This window comes from Streptomyces sp. KM273126, assembly GCF_004337435.2.
Classification (GTDB): Bacteria; Actinomycetota; Actinomycetes; order Streptomycetales; family Streptomycetaceae; genus Streptomyces; species Streptomyces acidicola.
On sequence record NZ_SJXB02000001.1, the window covers coordinates 3,973,925 to 3,993,114 of the forward strand.

11 protein-coding genes are annotated in these 19,190 nt (G+C 71.0%); 3 read left to right on the plus strand and 8 right to left on the minus strand.

Annotated features, from left to right (window positions below):
• Positions 1–105: 105 nt before the first annotated feature.
• On the plus strand, positions 106–1,311 hold the full coding sequence (locus E0500_RS17180; RefSeq protein WP_131561213.1) for a cytochrome P450: 1,206 nt from the start codon (positions 106–108) through the stop codon (positions 1,309–1,311).
• Between the two features lie 233 nt (positions 1,312–1,544).
• Here E0500_RS17180 and E0500_RS17185 read toward each other — a convergent pair whose 3' ends face one another.
• The 8 genes from E0500_RS17185 to glgX all read right to left on the minus strand — a co-directional run bounded on the left by E0500_RS17185 (position 1,545) and on the right by glgX (position 16,185).
• Positions 1,545–2,090 (minus strand): DUF1990 family protein, encoded by a 546-nt coding sequence (locus E0500_RS17185; RefSeq protein WP_131561211.1) that lies wholly within the window; start codon positions 2,088–2,090, stop codon positions 1,545–1,547.
• A 75-nt stretch (positions 2,091–2,165) separates the two neighbouring features.
• Positions 2,166–3,815 carry a M4 family metallopeptidase gene (locus E0500_RS17190; protein ID WP_131561209.1) on the minus strand — a complete coding sequence of 550 codons (1,650 nt, stop codon included), beginning with the start codon at positions 3,813–3,815 and terminating at the stop codon, positions 2,166–2,168.
• 313 nt (positions 3,816–4,128) lie between these two features.
• On the minus strand, positions 4,129–6,204 hold the full coding sequence (locus tag E0500_RS17195; protein WP_309505083.1) for a M4 family metallopeptidase: 2,076 nt from the start codon (positions 6,202–6,204) through the stop codon (positions 4,129–4,131).
• Between the two features lie 296 nt (positions 6,205–6,500).
• Positions 6,501–8,261 (minus strand): ABC transporter ATP-binding protein, encoded by a 1,761-nt coding sequence (locus tag E0500_RS17200; protein WP_131561205.1) that lies wholly within the window; start codon positions 8,259–8,261, stop codon positions 6,501–6,503.
• The gene (locus E0500_RS17205; protein WP_131561203.1) at positions 8,258–9,985 is read right to left on the minus strand and encodes an ABC transporter ATP-binding protein; all 1,728 of its coding nucleotides are present in this window, start codon (positions 9,983–9,985) and stop codon (positions 8,258–8,260) included. The genes E0500_RS17200 and E0500_RS17205 overlap by 4 nt, the downstream gene beginning before the upstream one ends.
• A 59-nt stretch (positions 9,986–10,044) precedes the next feature.
• Positions 10,045–11,907, minus strand: coding sequence for an ABC transporter ATP-binding protein (locus tag E0500_RS17210; protein ID WP_131561201.1), 1,863 nt, complete (start codon positions 11,905–11,907; stop codon positions 10,045–10,047).
• Entirely contained in the window at positions 11,904–13,748 is a 1,845-nt protein-coding gene (locus tag E0500_RS17215; protein WP_131561199.1) for an ABC transporter ATP-binding protein, read from the minus strand. Before E0500_RS17215 ends, E0500_RS17210 begins: the two co-directional genes overlap by 4 nt.
• Positions 13,749–13,908: 160 nt before the next feature.
• Positions 13,909–16,185 (minus strand): glycogen debranching protein GlgX, encoded by a 2,277-nt coding sequence (glgX, locus tag E0500_RS17220; protein WP_131561197.1) that lies wholly within the window; start codon positions 16,183–16,185, stop codon positions 13,909–13,911.
• Positions 16,186–16,449: 264 nt separating this feature from the next.
• Between glgX and E0500_RS17225 the strand changes: the two genes are divergently transcribed.
• Both E0500_RS17225 and E0500_RS17230 read left to right on the plus strand, forming a co-directional pair.
• On the plus strand, positions 16,450–17,676 hold the full coding sequence (locus tag E0500_RS17225; protein ID WP_131561195.1) for an Ig-like domain-containing protein: 1,227 nt from the start codon (positions 16,450–16,452) through the stop codon (positions 17,674–17,676).
• Between the two features lie 188 nt (positions 17,677–17,864).
• Entirely contained in the window at positions 17,865–19,121 is a 1,257-nt protein-coding gene (locus E0500_RS17230) for an Ig-like domain-containing protein (RefSeq protein ID WP_131561193.1), read from the plus strand.
• The last annotated feature ends 69 nt before the right edge of the window (positions 19,122–19,190 follow it).

Here is a 19,190-nt window from a genome sequence, read left to right on the forward strand (position 1 = left end):
GCACAGCAGCCTCGGTGGCAGGCGCACAGCCGACCGAAAACCGACCCTGATCAGCCGCTGATCCCGGTTAACGTGCTGTTCGACCTTTGGACAGGGGGAAACAGCATGGTCACCCAACCCACCGTCGACCTGCAGAAACTCGGTACGGCATTCACCCGTGACCCTTATCCCGTCTACGCCCGCCTCCGTGCGGAAGGGCCGGTCCACCGTGTGCTCGCCCCCAACGGGGAGGAGGTGTGGCTCGTCGTCGGCCATGAGGCGTGCCGGGCCGCGTTCACCGATCCGCGGCTCAGCCGGGACTGGCTGGGGGCCGGGGACATCCAGCAGATCAAGAACACCGGGGAGAGCACGCCTGCCTTCATGCACATGCTGATGTCGGACCCGCCGGACCACACCCGGCTGCGGCGGCTGGTGGCGGGGGAGTTCACCCCGCGTCGTATCGACAGGCTCGCCCCGCGCGTCCAGCAGATCACCGACGAGTTGCTGGACGCGATGCTGGCGGCACCGGAGCGGCGGGCCGATCTGATCGCGTCGTTCGCCTTCCCGCTGCCCATGACCGTCATCTGTGAACTGCTCGGCGTGCCCGAGCTGGACCGGGACGCCTTCCGCGGCTGGTCCAACGAGATCGTCGCGCGGACGGGTCGGGAGCGGGAGGCGCGGGCCTACCAGGACATGACGGGGTATCTCGTCGAGCTGATCGCGGCCAAGCGGGCGAATGCCGGCGACGATCTCCTCAGTGCGCTGATCCACACCGCCGACGAGGAGGGCGACCGGCTCTCGCACGACGAGCTCATCGGCATGTCCAGCCTGCTGCTAGTCGCCGGTCACGAGACGACGGTCAATCTGATCGGCAACGGGGTGCGGGCGCTGTTCGCACACCCCGACCAACTCGCCGATCTGCGCGCCGACTTCGGGCTGCTCGACGGGGCGATCGAGGAGATGCTGCGCTACGACGGGCCGGTGGAGAACTGCACGGAACGGCTGGCGCTGGAAGACGTGGAGACGGGCGGTGTGACCATTCCCGCGGGCGCCACCGTACTGATCGCCATGGCGGACGCCGACCGTGACCCCGAGCGCTTCAAGGAGCCGGACCGGTTCGACATCCGCCGGGACGCCCGCGGCCACATGGCCTTCGGCCACGGCCTGCACCACTGTCTGGGCGCGCCGCTGGCACGGCTGGAGGGCCGCATCGCGATCCGCACCCTGCTGGAGCGCTGCCCCGACCTCGCGCCGGACGCGGACGAGGCCGGGCTGCCCTGGGTGCCGGGGCTGCTGATCAGGGGTGTGCGGGAACTGCCGGTGCGCTGGTGAAGGAGCCGGTACGCTCCGCTGGAACCGGTGCGTCGTGTGCGGGTCCGTCGTGATCTGCGGGTTCGTTGTGGCCGGCCGCTCCCCCACTCTCGGCTTCTCCGCCACTCTCGGCTTCGCTCGAGCGGGGGGACCCCCATGAGCGGGGGAACCCCCATCGCGGCGAGGCCGCGTGTCGGTACGGCCCCGCGCCCCGTTTGGGGCGGTACGGCCGCACGCCGGGCCCCCTTCCAGGGTCAGTCGTCGAGGTCCTCGCACAGTTTCCGCAGCACTGCCCCGCAGCGACGTGCGTACGCGTGCTGCAGGCCGCGGGCCGCCGCCCCGCCGGCACGCGTGTACCACTTCGCCGGGCGGCTGAACGCCGTGATGGTCAGCCACACCGTGCCGTCGCCCGTGCGGTCGAGGACGAAGGCCTCCTCGCCGCACTCGGGGTGGCCGGGGAGGGTGCCGTAGGCCCAGCCCCTGCGGCGGGGTTCGTCCAGAGTCCAGACCACGCGGCAGGGGGCCGTGATGACTCCGCCGAGGGTGACCGTGACCTCGACGCCGGGTGCGGCCTCGGGGGCGTCGGTGGTGATGCCCACGCCGACCGCCCGGTGCAGCTCCCAGGTGAACAGCAGACGGGCGGCCCGGTCGAAGACGTCGGTGCCCTCGCCGATGCGGGTTCTGACGTCCAGCGGCCTGAAGCCGGGCGGGCAGTGACCGGACCGGGTCGCGCCCACGTCCGCGTAGGTGAAGGCACTGTCGGAGGAGTGGTTCTGGGGGAGGCCGTCCTTGGGGGGCATGGGGCCACAGCCTAGGGCGGTACCCGAAGGGGCATTCCCTTCGGGTACCGCCCGGGACACTCGGCTACGCGGGGGTCACGCGGTGACGTTCACCCCGGCCCACGCCGCGTTCACCGTGTTGTACTCCGTGCTGCCGGAGCCGTACAGCGCCGCCGCCGCGTTCAGGGTCGCCGTGCGGGCGCCCTTGTAGTTGGTGGTCGACGTCATGTACTCGGTCAGCGCCTTGTACCAGATCTTGACCGCCTTGTCGCGGCCGATGCCGGTGACCGTGGAGCCGTTGGAGGTGGACGAGTTGTAGGTGACGCCGTTGATCGTCTTGCTGCCGCTGCCCTCGGAGAGCAGGTAGAAGAAGTGGTTCGCCGGCCCCGAGGAGTAGTGGACGTCGATGGAGCCGATGGTCGAGGACCAGGAGTCGCGGGACGCGCCGTCCTTGCTCGGCTTGTCCATGTAGCGCAGCGGTGTGCCGTTGCCGTTGATGTCGATCTTCTCGCCGATGAGGTAGTCGCCGACGTCGGAGGAGTTCGCCGCGTAGAACTCCACGGCCGTACCGAAGATGTCGGAGGTCGCCTCGTTCAGGCCGCCGGACTCGCCGCTGTAGTTGAGGCCCGCCGTGTTCGACGTGACGCCGTGGGTCATCTCGTGGCCCGCCACGTCGATCGAGGTGAGCGGCTTGGCGTTGCCCGAGCCGTCGCCGTACGTCATGCAGAAGCAGGAGTCCTGCCAGAAGGCGTTGACGTAGTTGCTGCTGTAGTGGACGCGGGAGTAGGCGGCGACGCCGTTGTTCCTGATGCCGTTGCGGCCCAGGACGTTCTTGTAGAAGTCCCAGGTGACCTGGGCGCCGAAGTGCGCGTCCACGGCCGCGGTCTGGGTGTCGGAGGCGGCGCCCGTGCCCCAGGTGTCGTCGGCGTCGGTGAAGAGGGTGCCGGTGCCGGAGGTGCCGCGGTTGAGGTTGTACGTCTTGTGGCTGCCGCGCGTCGTGTCGTTGAGCTGGTACGTGGAGCCCGAGAGCGACGTGCCGATCGTGACTCTGCCGCTGTACTGGCTGTTGCCCGTGCCGGTCTGGACGGCCTCCCACTCGTACAGCTTCGCGCCGGTGGTCGCGTCGGTGATGACGTGCAGTTCCTGCGGGGTGCCGTCCTTCTGGAAGCCGCCGACGACCGTCTCGTAGGCGAGGACCGGCTTGCCGCTCGCGGCCCACACCACCTTGCGCGGGGCCTTGTCGGCCTCGGACTCGGTGGAGCCCTCCGCCTTGGCGGCCTTCAGGGCCTGCTTCTCGGCCGCGGCCTTGGTGACGTCCGCCGTGAGGTCGGCGACCTCGATGGTGGCCTTCGTGGCCTTGGTGACGCCCGCGGTCTCGCCGGACTCCGACTGGCGGACGACCAGGTCGCCCCCGAGGACGGGCAGTCCGGCGTAGGTGCGCTCGTAGCGTATGGCGGTCGTGCCGTCGGAGTTCTTGATGACGTCGCGGACGACGAGCTCCTCCTTGGCGCCCAGGCCCAGTTCGCCGGCGGTCTCGCCGGCGGCGGCGTCGGCCTTCTTGATCAGGGCGGTGCGCGCGGCCGGCGTCAGGGAGACCGGGACGGCGGCGGCCTTGGTCGTGGCGGTGGAGGGCTCCGTCTGGGCGGAGGCACCGGTGGTCAGACCGGTGGTGAGCAGTGCTCCGGCGGCAACGGCGGTCGCGATGGCCAGAGCGGTGCGCTTGTGACGCGCGTACGAGGGGGTCACACGAGCTCCTTGTGTGGGGGAGCCGGGCGAAATGGGGTAACTACCCGGCACAGTTGTGAAGTTGCGGTGCTGGTGCGGCGGTTGATGGAAGAGTGCACCCAGGGGCGTGTGCATGTCAGGACCCCGAAGTGATGTTGGCTCAAAAGCGGCGGCCCGATGAATGTTGCGGGTGTGTGAACCCGTCCTGACCTCGGTAAAGGGCCGACAAAAGCGAGTCCTTCGAAGGGCAAAGGGTGGCGCCGCCACGGGAGTTGGCCGACCGCGACGGCGCCACTGACTCACAGCCGTCTCTCAGGAGGTCCTGAGGAGGGGACTACGGGAACGTCAGGCTCCAGCCGTTGATCCGCCCGGTGTCCAGGGATGCCGTGTCCTGGACCCTCAACTGCCAGGTCCCGTTGGCGACTTCGGAGGACGCGTTGACCGTGTAGGTCTCGTTCACGTTGTCCGCCGAGTCGGAGGAGCTGGCGTTCTTCAGGCGGTACGCCGTGCCGTCCGGGGCCACCAGGTCGATGACGAGGTCACCGCGCCAGGTGTGTGTGATGTCCACCGCGACCGCGAGGTTCGAGGGCGCGTTGCCGGTGCGGCCGGAGACGGTGATCGACGAGGAGACCGCGGCGCCGTTGTCCGGAATCGATACGGCGGTCGTGTTCTCGAACGTCGTACCGCCACCGCCGCCACCGCCGGGCCGCGCACCCACGTTGATGCCCGCCCACGCGTTCTGCACGGCCGTGTACTCGGCGCTCGTCGTGCCGTACAGCTCACCTGCCGCCGCGAGGGTGCCGGTGCGGGCGCCCGCGTAGTTCGTGGTCGAGGTGAACTTCGTGGTGAGCGCGCGGAACCAGATCTTCTCCGCCTTGTCGCGGCCGATGCCGGTCACCGGGAGCCCGTCCGAGGTGGGCGAGTTGTAGGTGACGCCGTTGATCGTCTTGCTGCCGCTGCCCTCGGAGAGGAGGTAGAAGAAGTGGTTCGCGGGACCCGACGAGTAGTGCACGTCGATCGAGCCGATGCCCGAGTACCAGGAGTCCTTGGACGCGCCGTCCTTGCTCGGCTGGTCCATGTAGCGCAGCGGCGTGCCGTCGCCGTTGATGTTGATCTCCTCGCCGATGAGGTAGTCACCGACATCGGAGGAGTTGCCCGCGTAGAACTCGACCGTCGAACCGAAGATGTCGGAGGTCGCCTCGTTGAGGCCGCCGGACTCGCCGCTGTAGTTGAGGCCCGCGGTGTTCGACGTCAGACCGTGCGTCATCTCGTGCGCGGCCACGTCGATCGAGGTGAGCGGGTTGGTGTTGCCCGAGCCGTCGCCGTACGTCATGCAGAAGCAGCTGTCGGACCAGAACGCGTTGACGTAGTTGTTGCCGTAGTGCACGCGCGAGTAGGCGCCCACGCCGTCTCCGCGGATGCCCGTGCGGCCGTGCACGTTCTTGTAGTAGTCCCACGTCAGCGCGGCACCGTAGTGCGCGTCGGCGGCGGCCGACTCCAGGTTGGACGGGCTGCCGTTGCCCCACACGTCGTCGGAGCCCGAGAAGAGCGTGCCGGTGCCGGAGGTGCCGCGGTTCAGGTTGTACGTCTTGTGGCCGCCGCGCGCTCCGTCGGTGAGGTTGTACGTCGACCCGGACTGCGTGGTGGTGAGGTCGACCGTGCCGGAGTACACCGTGTTGCCGGTGCCGGTCTCGATCGCCTGCCACTCGTACAGCTTCTCGCCGGTCGTCGCGTCGGTGACGACGTGCAGTTCCTGCGGGGTGCCGTCCTTCTGGAAGCCGCCGACGACCGTCTCGTAGGCGAGGACCGGTTCGCCGCTCGCCGCCCAGACCACCTTGCGGGGGGCGCGGGCCACGTCCGGGCTCTCGGCCTTCTCCGCCGCGGCGGCGCCGAGCGCCTGCTTCTCGGCGTTCGCGACGGGCAGCGCGGCCTTCGTGGTCGCCACCTTCACGGTGGCCCGCGTGGCCTTGACGACACCCTCGGTCCTGCCGGACCCGGAGGTCTCGACGACCAGGTCGCCGCCGAGCACGGGGAGCCCGTCGTAGGTGCGCTCGTAGCGGGTGTGCACGGTGCCGTCGCGGTCCTTGAGCACGTCACGGACGACGAGCTTCTCCTTGGCGCCGAGGCCCAGTTCGTCGGCCGTCTCCGCCTTCGTCGCGTTGGCCTCGCGTATCAGCTCGGCGCGCTGGGCGGGGGAGAGGCTGACGGACTCGGAGCCCTTGCCCGCGGCCGACGGTGCGTTCCCCGGGGCCGCGGTGGCGGCACCGGTCTGCACGGCCGCGGCCAGCAGGGCGGTGACGGCGACGAGCGCGCCGGCGGCGGCGCGCCGCCGGGTGGAGTGCGAACGCTGCGTGGTGCGGGAACGCTGTGTGGCGTGCGAGGTGCGTCTGTGGGACTGGCGTCTCAACACGGAACTCCTTCTGCGTGGCCGCGGTTCGCGCGGCCGGGGAGACGGACGGTGGGTGGCCGTCCGGGCAGAACAAGGTGGAACGCGGAACCACGTGCGGCACATGCGCTGCGGCACGGTGCGGCGGTGTCTGTGGGATTGCTGTGACGCAGCCGTGGGAAGAGTGGCAGGAAAGCTCAGGTCTGTCAGGAGCGCGTCAACAACTTTGCCGAAATATTCCGTTTTCCGGGTGGACGTGTTCGATATGCGGAGCCGTCACCTTGCTCATGTCCAAGCGGTGAGCCATGGGTCGTAAGCCGTCAGCCCGGTGACGGCCTGTCCCCGTGCCACGACCCCCACAGCGCCGCGTACGCGCCGTCCGCCGTCACCAGCTCGTCGTGCGTGCCCAGTTCGGTCAGGCGGCCGTCCTCCATCACCGCCACCCGGTCCGCGTCGTGCGCCGTGTGCAGACGGTGGGCGATGGCGATCACCGTGCGCCCTTCGAGTACGGCGGCCAGCGCACGCTCCGTGTGCCGTGCCGTCGTCGGGTCCAGAAGCGCGGTCGCCTCGTCCAGGATCACCGTGTGCGGATCGGCCAGCACCACGCGTGCCAGGGCCAGTTGCTGTGCCTGCGAGCCGTCCGTCCGGTAGCCGTCGGAGCCCAGCTCGGTGTCCAGGCCGGCCGGCAGCTCGCCCGCCCAGTCACCGGCGCCGACCGCGGCCAGCGCCGCCCACAACTCGCCGTCGGTGGCGCCCGGTTCGGCGATGAGCAGGTTGTCCCGGACCGTGCCCAGGAACACATGGTGCTCCTGGGTGACCAGCACGACCTGCCGCCGCAGCTGCTCGGGGTCCAGCGCCGCGATGGGCACCCCGCCCACCGTCACCGACCCGGAACGCGGCGCGTCGATGCCCGCGAGCAGCCGGCACAGTGTGGACTTCCCGGCACCGGAGGGCCCGACGACCGCCAGTCGCTCGCCCGGCTTCACCGTGAGGTCGACCCCGTGCAGCACCTCGCCGCCACGGTCGTACGCGTAGCGCACACCGGTCACGTCGATACGGTCGCCCGCCGGAGCCGGAGCCGGAGAGCGGTCGGAGCCCGTCCGTGGGGCCCGGGCCAGGCCCTCCACACGGGCGAACGAGGCGCTGCTGGACTGGAGTTGCTCGACCCGCTGCAGAAGCAGGTCCAGCGGCTCGCTCAGCTGCCGCAGATACAACGCCGCGGTGACCACCGTGCCCAGGCTCATCCCGCCCCCCGCGTGCAGCGTGCCGCCCACCAGCAGCACGGCGACCACCGGGATCTCGTACGAGATCTCCACCGAAGGGAAGAACACGTTGCGCAGGAACAGGGTCCGCATCCGGGTGCGGCGGGAGGTCTCAAGCGCCTCCCGGCTCGCGGTGATCCGGCGCCGCTGCAGCCCGAACGCCTCGACCGTGCGGGCGCCGGACGCGGTGGCCGCGACGATCTCGGCGACCTCCGACGTGGCCGCGCCCTCGGCGAGATAGGCGGTACGCGCCCTGCGCAGATACCAGCGCAGGGCGAACCAGATGCCGAGCAGACCGAGACTTCCGCAGGCGCCGAGCAGTGGGTCGAGTACGAAGACCGCGCTCAGGATGAACAGCGCCTGGACCGAGGTGATCAGCAGTTCCGGGCCGGCGTCGCGCAGGGTGGTGCCCACGGTGGTGACATCGGCGGTGCCGCGCGCGGTCAGATCGCCCGTCCCGGCCCGCTCCACCACCGAGGCGGGCAGAGCCAGCGCGCGTTCGACGAACGTCTCGCGGATGCGCGCCAAGGTCCGCTCCCCGAAGCGATGTCCCATGTACCGGGCCCATCGGGCCAGCAGGAGTTGCGCCACCGCGCACACCACGATGGCGAGCGCCATCCGGTCCACGACGTCCACACCGCTCCCGGCCCGGACTTCGTCGATGATCCGCCCGAGCAGCCAGGGCCCGACCAGCCCCACCCCGGCGGCCGCCGAGTTGAGGCCGAGCACGACGGCGAAGGCTCGCCGGTCGGCCCGGACCAGCCGGAACGCGGCGCGGCGCACCTCGGCGGGTTCGGCGACGGGAAGCTGCGCGCTCACCGGGAGCCCTCCTCGATGCCCACTTCCGTGTCCCGGGCCACCAGCGCACGGTATTCCGGCTCCTCGACGAGGAGCCGGTCATGGGATCCGGTGGCGGTGACCTTGCCGTCGACCAGGAAGCACACGGTGTCCACCTGGTTCAGCAGCAGCGGAGAGGTGGTGGTGACGACGGTCGTACGGCCCGCGCGGGCGGCGCGCAGCCGGGCGGCGACGGTGGCCTCGGTGTGGGCGTCGAGCGCCGAGGTGGGTTCGACCGCGAGCAGCACCTCGGGATCGGCGAGCAGAGCCCGGGCCAGGCGTACGCGCTGCCGCTGGCCGCCGGAGAGGTTGCGGCCCTGCGCGTCGACGGCCGAGTCGAGACCGTCCGGCAGACCCCGCACGATGTCGTCGGCCACGGCCGCGCGCACAGCGCGGGCGATGTCGTCGTCGCCGACCCCGTGGTCCCGGCGGCCGGAGACCAGGTCGCGCAGCGTCCCGGCGAACAGGTCGGCCTCGTTGTCCGCGACCAGGATCCGCTCGCGCACCTGCGCCAGATCGATCCCGTCGAGGCGCGCGACGCCCCACGTGGCCGCCGACTCGGTGTACCGGCCGAGGCGGTCGACCACGGTGGCCAGGTCGCCGGGCCGGGCGCCGACCAGCGCGGTCAGCCGTCCCGGCACCACGCGCACACCGGACTCGGGATCGCACAGCACCGCCTCGGAGGACGGCGCGTCCAGGGCGTCGGGGCCACTGGCGACGGGCTCCAGGGCCAGGAACCGTACGACGCGCCGCGCGGCCACCACGCCCCGGCTGAGTTGGTAACCGCACTCGACGAAGAAGGCCACCGGTACCACCAGGACCGCGACATAGCCGTACACCGCCACCAACTCACCGATGGAGATCTCGCCTTGGGCCGCCAGGCGGGCGGCCAGCCAGGTCACCACGGCGAGGAACAGCGTCGGCAGACCGAGGCCGAGGGCCTGCATCCAGCTCGTCACCGACCCGACGCGGTACCCCTGCGCCCGCAGGGCCCCCGAGTCACGCCGGAACGCGTCGGCGAACAGCCCCTTGCCGCCGAGGCCGTTGAGGACCCGCAGACCGCCCGCGAGGTCGCCGATCCGGGCGGTCAGCACGCCCTGCCGCTCGCGGTACTCGGTCTCCGCCCCCTGTAGCCGGCCCATCAGCGGCCCCACGAGTACGGCGATCAGGGGCACCCCGAGCAGCACCACCACGGCGAGCTGCAGCGAGACCGACAGCAGCAGCGCGGCCACGATGCCGTACACGACGATCGCGGCGACACCGGGCCCGACGGCGGTCAGGGAGAAGGCGATCGTCTGGACGTCGCCGACGCCGATCGTGACGACCTCCCCGGCGCCGGTCCGCCCAGGCAGCACGGCCCCGAGCCGGGTCGCCTGGTCGACCACGACCTTGACCGTACGGAAGTTGCCGTCCATCCGGAGCTGGGTCATGGTGCGATGCCGCAGGAGTCCCAGAAAGGCGTTGAGTGTCCCGGCGGCCAGCAGAGCGGTGGTCCAGCCGACCAGCGCGGCCCCGTCCGATGGCTCCAGGCCGTCGTCGATCGCGCGGGAGAGCAGGTAGGGCGGCAGCGCCAGCAGCCCCATCCAGACGCTGGCGATCACCGCACCGGCGAGGGATCTCCTCCACTGACGGGTGACCAGCCACCACAGATACCCACCACCGCTGCGACAGCCGGGCACCCCCGGATCCCCGTGCGCGTCGACCATCCGCCACCCCCTCGTTTTCCGAACGATCTCCGGTCCGCCGGGCCCTGTCGTCACAGGACCTAGGCGAGGCTCTCCCGCCAGGCGCGATGCAGATCCGCGAACCGGCCCGTGTCCGCGACGAGTTCGGCCGGTGCGCCGTCCTCGACGACCCGGCCGTGCTCCATGACGAGCACCCGGTCGGCGATCTCCACGGTCGACAGCCGGTGGGCGATCACGACGGCCGTGCGGCCCCTCAGCACGGTCGACATGGCGCGCTGGACGGCTCGCTCGCCGGGCACGTCCAGTGAGCTGGTCGCCTCGTCGAGGATCAGCACCGCCGGGTCGGCGAGCAACGCCCGGGCGAACGCGACCAGTTGGCGTTGCCCGGCGGAGATCCGGCCGCCCCGCTTGCGTACGTCCGTGTCGTACCCGTCCGGCAGGGTGCTGATGAAGTCGTGGGCGCCGATCGCCTTCGCGGCCCGCTCGATGTCGGCGCGTGTGGCGTCGGGGCGGCCGATGGCGATGTTCTCGGCGACCGTGCCGGAGAACAGGAACGCCTCCTGGGTGACCATGACGACGCCGCGCCGCAGCTCGGGCACGGCGAGGTCGCGCAGGTCGACGCCGTCGAGGAGGACACGGCCGTCGGAGGGGTCGTAGAAGCGGGCCAGCAGCTTGGCCAGGGTGGACTTTCCGGCGCCGGTCGTGCCGACGACGGCGACCGTCTGCCCGGCCGGGAGGGTCAGGTCGAAGCGGGGGAGCACCTCGCCGCCGGTGCGGTAGGCGAAGCGCACACCGTCGAAGACGACCTCGCGGCCCGGGTACGCGGACTGAAGAGCGGGCAGTTCCTTGGGTGTCGACGGCTCCGGCACCGAGGGCGTCTGGGCCAGCAGGCCCGCGATCTTCTCCAGCGAGGCCGCCGCCGACTGGTAGGAGTTCAGGAACATGCCGAGCCGGTCTATCGGGTCGTACAGCCGGCGCAGGTACAGCACCGCGGCCGCCAGCACACCGAGGGCCAGCGTGCCGTCGGCCACCCGGTACGCGCCCCACAGCACGATCCCCGCGACCGCGATGTTGGCGACGATGCGCGAGCCGACCACATAGCGGGCCATCTCCAGCATCGCGTCGCCGTTGGTGCGCTCGTGACGCCGGTTGAGCACCTTGAACTCGGCGTCGTTGGCGGTCTCGCGGCGGAACGCGCGCACCGGGCGGATGCCGTTCATCGTCTCCACGAACTTCACGATGACGGCGGCGATCGCGGTGGAGCGCAGCTTGTACACCCGGGCGGCGCGCCGCCGGTACATCCGGACCAGGGCGTACAGCGGGACGAACGACGCCACCGCGACCGCGCCCAGAGAGAGGTCCAGCCAGAGCAGCATCACCGAGATGTAGACGAAGGACAGGATGACGGTGACGAGCTCCTGAAGACCCTCGTTCAGCAGCTCGCGCAGCGACTCGACGTCCGTCGTGGACCGGGAGATCAGCCGGCCCGAGGTGTATCGCTCGTGGAAGTCGACGCTCAGCGCCTGGGCGTGCCGGAAGATACGGCCGCGCAGGTCGAGCAGCACGTCCTGGTTGACGCGGGCGGCGACGCCGATGAAGGCGTACTGGAGCCCGCCGGACGCCACCGCGCACAGCAGATAGGCCACGGCCACCGCGATCAGCGGACCGTGGTCGGCGCGGCGGAACGCGGGTACGGCACTGTCGATGGCGTACGCGACGAGCAGTGGGCCCGCCTGCACGGCCGCCTGCTGGAGCAGCAGCAGGAACGTGGTGAGGGCGACGCGGGCCTTCATCGGGGCCAGCAGGGAGCGCAGGAGAGTGGCTGTGGCGCCGGGCGGCGTGGGCAGCGCGTCGTGGTCGAACGGGTCGCCGGCGGCGTCCCGTCCGGGGAGGTCCGGGTCGTCGTCGGTGGTGGTCGGCGCGGGCGTCGTGGGCGCCGTCATCGGTGGGCCTCCTCGCGGCCGTCGGCGGTCTGAGAGGTGTGCGGGGTGTGCGGGGTGTCCGCGCCCGACATCAGCCAGGCGTACTCGGCGTTCGTGCGCAGCAGTTCGTGGTGGGTGCCCACGGCGGCGATGCGGCCCCCGGAGAGCAGGGCGACACGGTCGGCGAGGAGCACCGTGGACGGGCGGTGCGCCACGATCAGCGCCGTGGTCCGGTCGAGCACCTGGCGCAGGGCCGCCTCGACCGCGGCCTCCGTGTGGACGTCCAGGGCGGACAGCGGGTCGTCCAGCACGAGGAAGCGCGGGCGGCCCACGACCGCCCGCGCCAGTGCGAGCCGCTGCCGCTGGCCCCCGGACAGGCTCAGGCCCTGCTCGCCGACCTGGGTGTCCGTGCCCCGGGGCAGCGAGTGCGTGAAACCGGCCTGGGCGACGGCGAGTGCCCGGTCCAGTTCAGTCCTGCCCGCGCTGTCGTCCGCTCCCATCAGCACGTTCTCCCCGACGCTCGCCGAGAAGAGGGTGGGTTCCTCGAAGGCGACGGCGACGAGTTCGCGCAGCGTCTGCCGGGGCATCGCGGTGATGTCCCGCCCGTCCAGCGTGATCCGCCCCGATGTCACCTCGTGCAGACGGGGGACCAGGGCCGTGAGTGTCGTCTTGCCGCTGCCGGTCGCCCCGACCAGGGCCATGGACTCGCCGGGGCGGATGTGGAGGTCGATGAGGTCGAGGACGGGAGGGGAGTCCTCCGGGGCGTCGGGATAACGGAACCGGACGTCGTGGAAGCGGAGCCCGGCGTTCGTGTCCGCCGCCCCGCCCGTACCCGCGGCGGCACCCTCCGCGGTCTCCGGCTCCGGCTCCGCGTCCATGACCTCGAAGTACCGTTCGGTCGCCGTGGCGGCCTCCTGCGTCATCGCCAGCAGGAAGCCGATCGAGTCGATCGGCCAGCGCAGGGCGAGCGCGGTGGACAGGAAGGCGACCAGCGTGCCCGCGGAGAGCTCGCCGTCCGCGACCTGGATCGTGCCGAGCACCAGCGCCGCGCCGATGGCCAGTTCGGGCAGGGTGATGATCACGGCCCAGATGGCGGAGAGCAGCCGGGCCTTGCGCAGCTCGGTCCCGCGCAGGGTCAGGGCCAGATCGCGGAAGGCCCGTGCCTGGCTGCGGTGCCGCCCGAACCCCTTGATGATCCTGATCCCGAGGACGCTCTCCTCGACGACCGTCGTCAGATCGCCCACCTGGTCCTGGGCGAGCCGCGCCACGCCGGCGTACCGCTTCTCGAAGACGGAGCAGGTGACGATGACGGGGATGGTCGGACCCAGGATCAGCAGCCCGAGCGTCCAGTCCTGCATCAGCATGATGAACAGGCCGACCAGGATCGTCACCCCGTTGACCAGCAGGAACGTCAGCGGAAAGGCGAGGAACAGACGGAGCAGCATCAGGTCCGTCGTCCCTCGGGACAGCAGCTGCCCCGAGGCCCAACGGTCGTGGAAGGCGACCGGCAGCCGCTGCAGATGCCCGTACAGATCCGCCCGCATCCCCGCCTCGACGCCCGCCAGCGGCCGCGCCACCAGCCACCTCCGCAACCCGAACAGCCCCGCCTCGGCGAGCCCGAGCAGCAGCAGGTACAGCGCCCCCAGCCACACGCCCGCAGGGTCGCGGTCGGCGATCGGCCCGTCGACCATCCACTTGAGGACGAGCGGGATCACCAGGCCCACGCACGAGGCGAGGATCGCGACCGCGGCGGCGGTGAGCAGCCGGGCGCGGACGGGCCGGACATACGGCCACAGACGCACGAGAGTACGGACGGTGGACCGGTCCGAGTGGTCCTTGGCGGGTGCGGGTTGTGTGGGCATCACTCGGAGCGTACGGATCGGCACTGACACTGCCCACCGAGTTTTGGCCGGAGCGGATTCGGTCCCCGGGCCTGCGAGCCGCGTGTTCGAGGCACTCGCGTTCGAACCCCCCGGAACGGGGATGCCCACAGCACCATCCGGCCATCCGGTCATCCGGCTCTCAGAGAACCCGCAGCAACAACACCGCCCGCGCCGGCACCGTGATCTCCGTCCCCGCCCGGTGCTCCACGCCCGGCGGACCCTCCTGGTCCTCGCGGGAGGTGTCGACGAGCACCTCGTACCGCTCGGCCCACGGCGGACCCGGCAGGACGAAGGACACCGGGCGGTCCGCCGCGTGCAGCACGGCCAGGAAGCTCTCGTCGACCACCGGCACACCACGTGCGTCACGGCCCGGGATGTCCCGGCCGGAGAGGTACATGCCGAGGGTGGCGGCGGGCGCGTACCAGTCCTGTTCCGTCATCTCGGTGCCCCGGGCCGTGAACCACGCGAGGTCCCGCAGTCCGTCCGCCGAGTGGGCGCGCCCGGAGAAGAACGCCCGCCTGCGCAGCACCGGGTGCGCGTGGCGCAGCGCGATCAGCCTGGACGTCAGGTCGAACAGCGCCTTCCAGCCGGGCTCCTGGAGCAGCCCCCAGTCCAGCCAGCTGGTCTCGTTGTCCTGGCAGTACGCGTTGTTGTTGCCGCCCTGCGTCCGGCCCAGCTCGTCGCCCGCGACCAGCATGGGCACGCCCGTCGACAGCAGCAGGGTGGTCAGCAGGTTCCGCAACTGGCGGCGGCGCAGGGCGCGGACGCGCTCGTCGTCCGTCTCGCCCTCCGCCCCGCAGTTCCACGAGCGGTTGTCGTCCGTGCCGTCCCGGTTCCCCTCGCCGTTCGCCTCGTTGTGCTTGCGCTCGTACGACACCAGGTCGCGCAGCGTGAACCCGTCGTGCGCGGTGACGAAGTTGACCGAGGCGTAGGGGCGCCGGCCGCCCCACGCGTACAGGTCGCTCGACCCCGACAGGCGGTACCCCAGGTCCCGTACGTCGGGCAGGGCGCCGCGCCAGAAGTCCCGTACGGCACCCCGGTACCGGTCGTTCCACTCCGTCCACAGGGGCGGGAACGCGCCCACCTGGTAGCCGCCCGCCCCCACGTCCCACGGCTCCGCGATCAGCTTCACACGCCGCAGCACCGGGTCCTGGGCGATGACCGCGAGGAACGGGGACAGCATGTCGACGTCGTGCATCGAGCGCGCCAGCGCCGCGGCCAGGTCGAAGCGGAAGCCGTCCACCCCCATCTCCGTCACCCAGTAGCGCAGCGAGTCCGTGATGAGCCGGAGGACGTGCGGCTGGACCACGTGCAGGGTGTTGCCGCAGCCGGTGTAGTCCGCGTACCGGCGGGCGTCGTGCTGCAGCCGGTAGTAGCCGCGGTTGTCGATCCCGCGCAGCGACAGCATCGGGCCCAGCTCGGACGCCTCCGCGGTGTGGTTGTAGACCACGTCGAGGATCACCTCGATGCCCGCCGTGTGCAGCGCCCGAACCATCCGCTTGAACTCGCCCACCTGCTGGCCGGTCGTGCCGGACGCCGCGTACGCCGCGTGCGGCGCGAAGTAGCCGATCGAGTTGTAGCCCCAGTAGTTGCGCAGGTTCCGCCGCAGCAGATGGTCCTCGTGGGCGAACTGGTGGACGGGCAGCAGCTCGACGGCCGTCACATCCAGCTTCACCAGGTGCTCGATCGCCGCCGGGTGCGCCAGCCCGGCGTACGTGCCGCGCAGTTCCTCCGGGATTCCCGGGTGCAGCTTCGTGAAGCCGCGCACGTGCAGCTCGTAGATCACCGAGTCCGCCCACGGAGTCTTCGGGCGGCGGTCGTCGACCCATTCGTCGTCGGGGGCGTCGTCGTGGACGACGACTCCCTTCGGTACGTACGGCGCCGAGTCCCGGTCGTCGCGCACGGTGTCCGCGACCTGCTGCTGCGGCCAGTCACGGACGTGCCCGTACACCTCGGGCGGCAGCCTGCCGTAGTCGTTCCCCGCGCCCGCGTCCACGGCGCGGGCGTACGGGTCGAGGAGCAGCTTCGCCGGGTTCCAGCGGGCGCCGGTCCAGGGGTCCCAGCGGCCGTGCACCCGGTAGCCGTACCGCTGGCCGGGCAGCACGCCCGGCACGAAGCCGTGCCAGATCTCGTGCGTCAGTTCGGTGAGCGGGAGGCGCGTCTCCACGCCCTCGGCGGAGAACAGACACAGCTCCACCGCCTCCGCCCCGCCCGACCACAGCGCGAAGTTGGTTCCCGCCACTCCGTCCGGCCCCACCCGGAACCGCGCCCCGAGCGGCATGGGAGCCCCCGGCCACACGGGCGTCTGCGCGGTGTCGTCCGCCGTGCGCCGCCGCCTGCCGTTCAGCACGGCGGCCGGGCGCGCGGATGGTCCGCGTCCCTCCTGGACTGCCTCCTGCTCGGGTGCGCTCGCCACCTCACGGCCTCCTGCGGCTCGGCGGAACGACCGTGCGGGGCCCTTGGGGGTCCTTGCACTGTGCCCGCCCGGGTCGCGCGGCGGTGCAAGGACCCCCAAGGCGTCCCGGCCTCGGTTCCCCCTCGTGTCGTTCTCCCCACAGTTCTGCCCAGACGGTGGCTCGCACTCACGTTTCCCCGAGGCGTGCGCCGTCGTTGGGCCGCACGTACTGCACTTTTCCGGGGGACACCCTTCCCGCCCCCGGCCGGAAAAACAGAGGTCCGAGTGCCCATCACCACACATGCTCCCCGACGCGCCGGGGTCACGCTGGCTGCCGTACTGACATGGGTGGGACTGGTGGCCGCGGCCTCCGGGTGCACGCCGGAGGGGTTCGACGGCAAGCCCGGAGCACCGAGCGGCACCATCCGTGTCACACCGGCGGACGGAAGCAAGGACGTGCACGCCGACGAGCCGTTCGAGGTGCGGGTGCCCAGCGGGCGCCTGGAGTCGGTGAAGGTCGTCGTGTCGAGGGACGCACAGGAGTCGCCCGTACGGGGGCGCATCTCCACCGACGGCCTGACCTGGCGCCCCACCGGCGCCGGGGGACTCGCGCTCGCCGCGAGATACACCGTCGACGCGGTGGCCCTCGACGGAGGCGGCCGCCGCTCGGCCCGCCACGTCACCTTCACGACGTACGTCCCCGAGAAGCGCTTCATCGCCTACGCCATGCCGGAGAACCGGGCGACCGTCGGCACCGGCATGATCGTGTCCCTGGAGTTCAACCGGGCGATCCAGAACCGGGCCGCCGTCGAGCGGGCCATCGCCGTGACCGCACGGCCCCCCGTGGAGATCCGCCCGCACTGGTTCGGCCCGAACCGGGTGGACTTCCGCCCCGAGCACTACTGGAAGCCCGGCACGCGGGTCACCGTGGGACTGCGGCTGAGGGACGTCGAGGGCTCGCGTGGCGTGTACGGCCTGCAGCACAAGACGTTCTCGTTCACGGTCGGCCGCCACCAGGCCAGCCTGGTCGACGCGGCCGCCCACACCATGCGGGTGTCCCGCGGCGACGGGCTCCTCGCCACGGTCCCCATCACGGCGGGGGCGCCCACGACGAAGACGTACAACGGGAAGATGGTCGTCACCGAGATGCTGGAGGTGACCCGGATGGACGGCGCCACGGTCGGCTTCAGGAAGGCCGACGGCAAGAGCGAGTACGACATCCCGGACGTCCCCCACGCCATGCGGCTCACCCGCTCGGGCACCTTCCTGCACGGCAACTACTGGGCGCCGGACGCCTTCGGAAACACCAACGTCAGCCACGGTTGTGTGGGCCTGCGCGATGTGAAGGGCGGCAGTTCGAGCACGCCCGCGGGCTGGTTCTTCGACCGCAGCCTCATCGGAGACGTCGTCGAGGTCGTCAACAGCCATGACAGGACGGTCTCTCCCGACAACGGCCTCGGAGGGTGGAACATGGGCTGGGAGGAGTGGAAGGCGGGCGGCGCGGTGAAGTAGGCCGACAGGGCGGCGACATGGGGGGAGCCGGACGGAACGGGATGGCGAACACGACGGTCCTACTTGGGACGGAACAGTGACCATCACGAGGCCCCCGCCATCCCGATCTTGCGGTTAACGTACGCACAAACGCGCGGGACGCGTTGGGGGTGCGGGCCTGAACAGGCCGTGCGAGGGGAGATACGAACGTGAACGGGCGACCGATATCGGGGGCGTCGGTTGGTGCGCGGACGCGGAGGAGCCGGCGCAGCCAGGGGATACCGGCGCTGATGCTGGGGGCGTTGCTCCTTACGGTGACCGCGTGCGGCGGCGGAGACGGCGGGTCGGACTCCGGCTCAGGCGGGGGGAAGGGGGACAAGGGTTCCGGCGCGGCGGAGAGCAAGGCCTCCGTGGCCGTGGTGACCATAGCTCCGAAGAGCGGCGCCGACGACGTGAAGACCAGCGGTGCCCTTGAGGTCACCGCGGCCAAGGGCAAGTTGACCGAGGTCACGGTCAAGGACTCCAAGGGCGACGAGATAGCGGGGGAGATCACGGAGAACGGTGCCGGATGGGCGCCGTCGACCCACCTCGCCTCGGACACCAGGTACACGGTCCGTGCCGTCGCCGAGGACAAGGAGGGCCGCAAGGCCACGGAGGAGTCCTCGTTCACCACGCTGAAGCCGAAGAACACCTTCGTGGGCACCTTCACACCCGAGGACGGCTCCACGGTCGGCGTCGGCATGCCGTTCTCGCTCCGCTTCACCCGCGGCATCACGGCTCCCGAGGACGTCGAGAAGGCCATCACCATCAGGACCGAGCCGGCCGTCGACGTCGAGGGTCACTGGTTCGGCAACGACCGCCTCGACTTCCGCCCCGAGAAGTACTGGAAGCCCGGCACGAAGGTGACGGTCGACATCGACCTCGACGGCGTCGAGGGCCGCCCCGGCGTCTACGGCGAGCAGGACAAGAAGGTCTCCTTCACCATAGGCCGCAGCCAGATCTCCACCGTCGACGTCAAGACGAAGAAGATGACCGTCAAGCGCGACGGCAAGGTCATCAAGACCATCCCCGTCACCACCGGCAAGCCCGGCTACGACACCTGGAACGGGCAGATGGTCATCAGCGAACGTCTCACCGTGACCCGTATGAACGGTGACACCGTCGGCTACGACGGCGAGTACGACATCAAGGACGTCCCGCACGCCCAGCGCCTGACGAGCTCCGGCACCTTCATCCACGGCAACTACTGGGGCGGCGGCGCCTTCGGCAACTACAACGCCAGCCACGGCTGCATCGGCCTGCGCGACGTGCGCGGCGGCTACGACAAGAGCATCTCGGCAGCCTGGTTCTTCAACCGCTCGATGACCGGCGACGTGGTGATCGTGAAGAACGCCAACGAGCGGACCGTCGACCCGGACAACGGGCTCAACGGGTGGAACATGTCATGGGAGAAGTGGAAGGCGTGAGCCTTCGACGGCACTTCGACGGCATACGGCCCCGGTGTGAGCATGTGAGGTACGGCACCGGGGCCGTAT

Excerpts from the sequence above, each read along its gene's own strand:
- E0500_RS17180 (WP_131561213.1), top strand. The coding sequence starts at position 106 with ATGGTCACCCAACCCACCGTCGACCTGCAGAAACTCGGTACGGCATTC.
- E0500_RS17185 (WP_131561211.1), bottom strand. The coding sequence starts at position 2,090 with ATGCCCCCCAAGGACGGCCTCCCCCAGAACCACTCCTCCGACAGTGCC.
- E0500_RS17205 (WP_131561203.1), bottom strand. The coding sequence starts at position 9,985 with ATGGTCGACGCGCACGGGGATCCGGGGGTGCCCGGCTGTCGCAGCGGT.
- E0500_RS17210 (WP_131561201.1), bottom strand. The coding sequence starts at position 11,907 with ATGACGGCGCCCACGACGCCCGCGCCGACCACCACCGACGACGACCCG.
- E0500_RS17215 (WP_131561199.1), bottom strand. The coding sequence starts at position 13,748 with ATGCCCACACAACCCGCACCCGCCAAGGACCACTCGGACCGGTCCACC.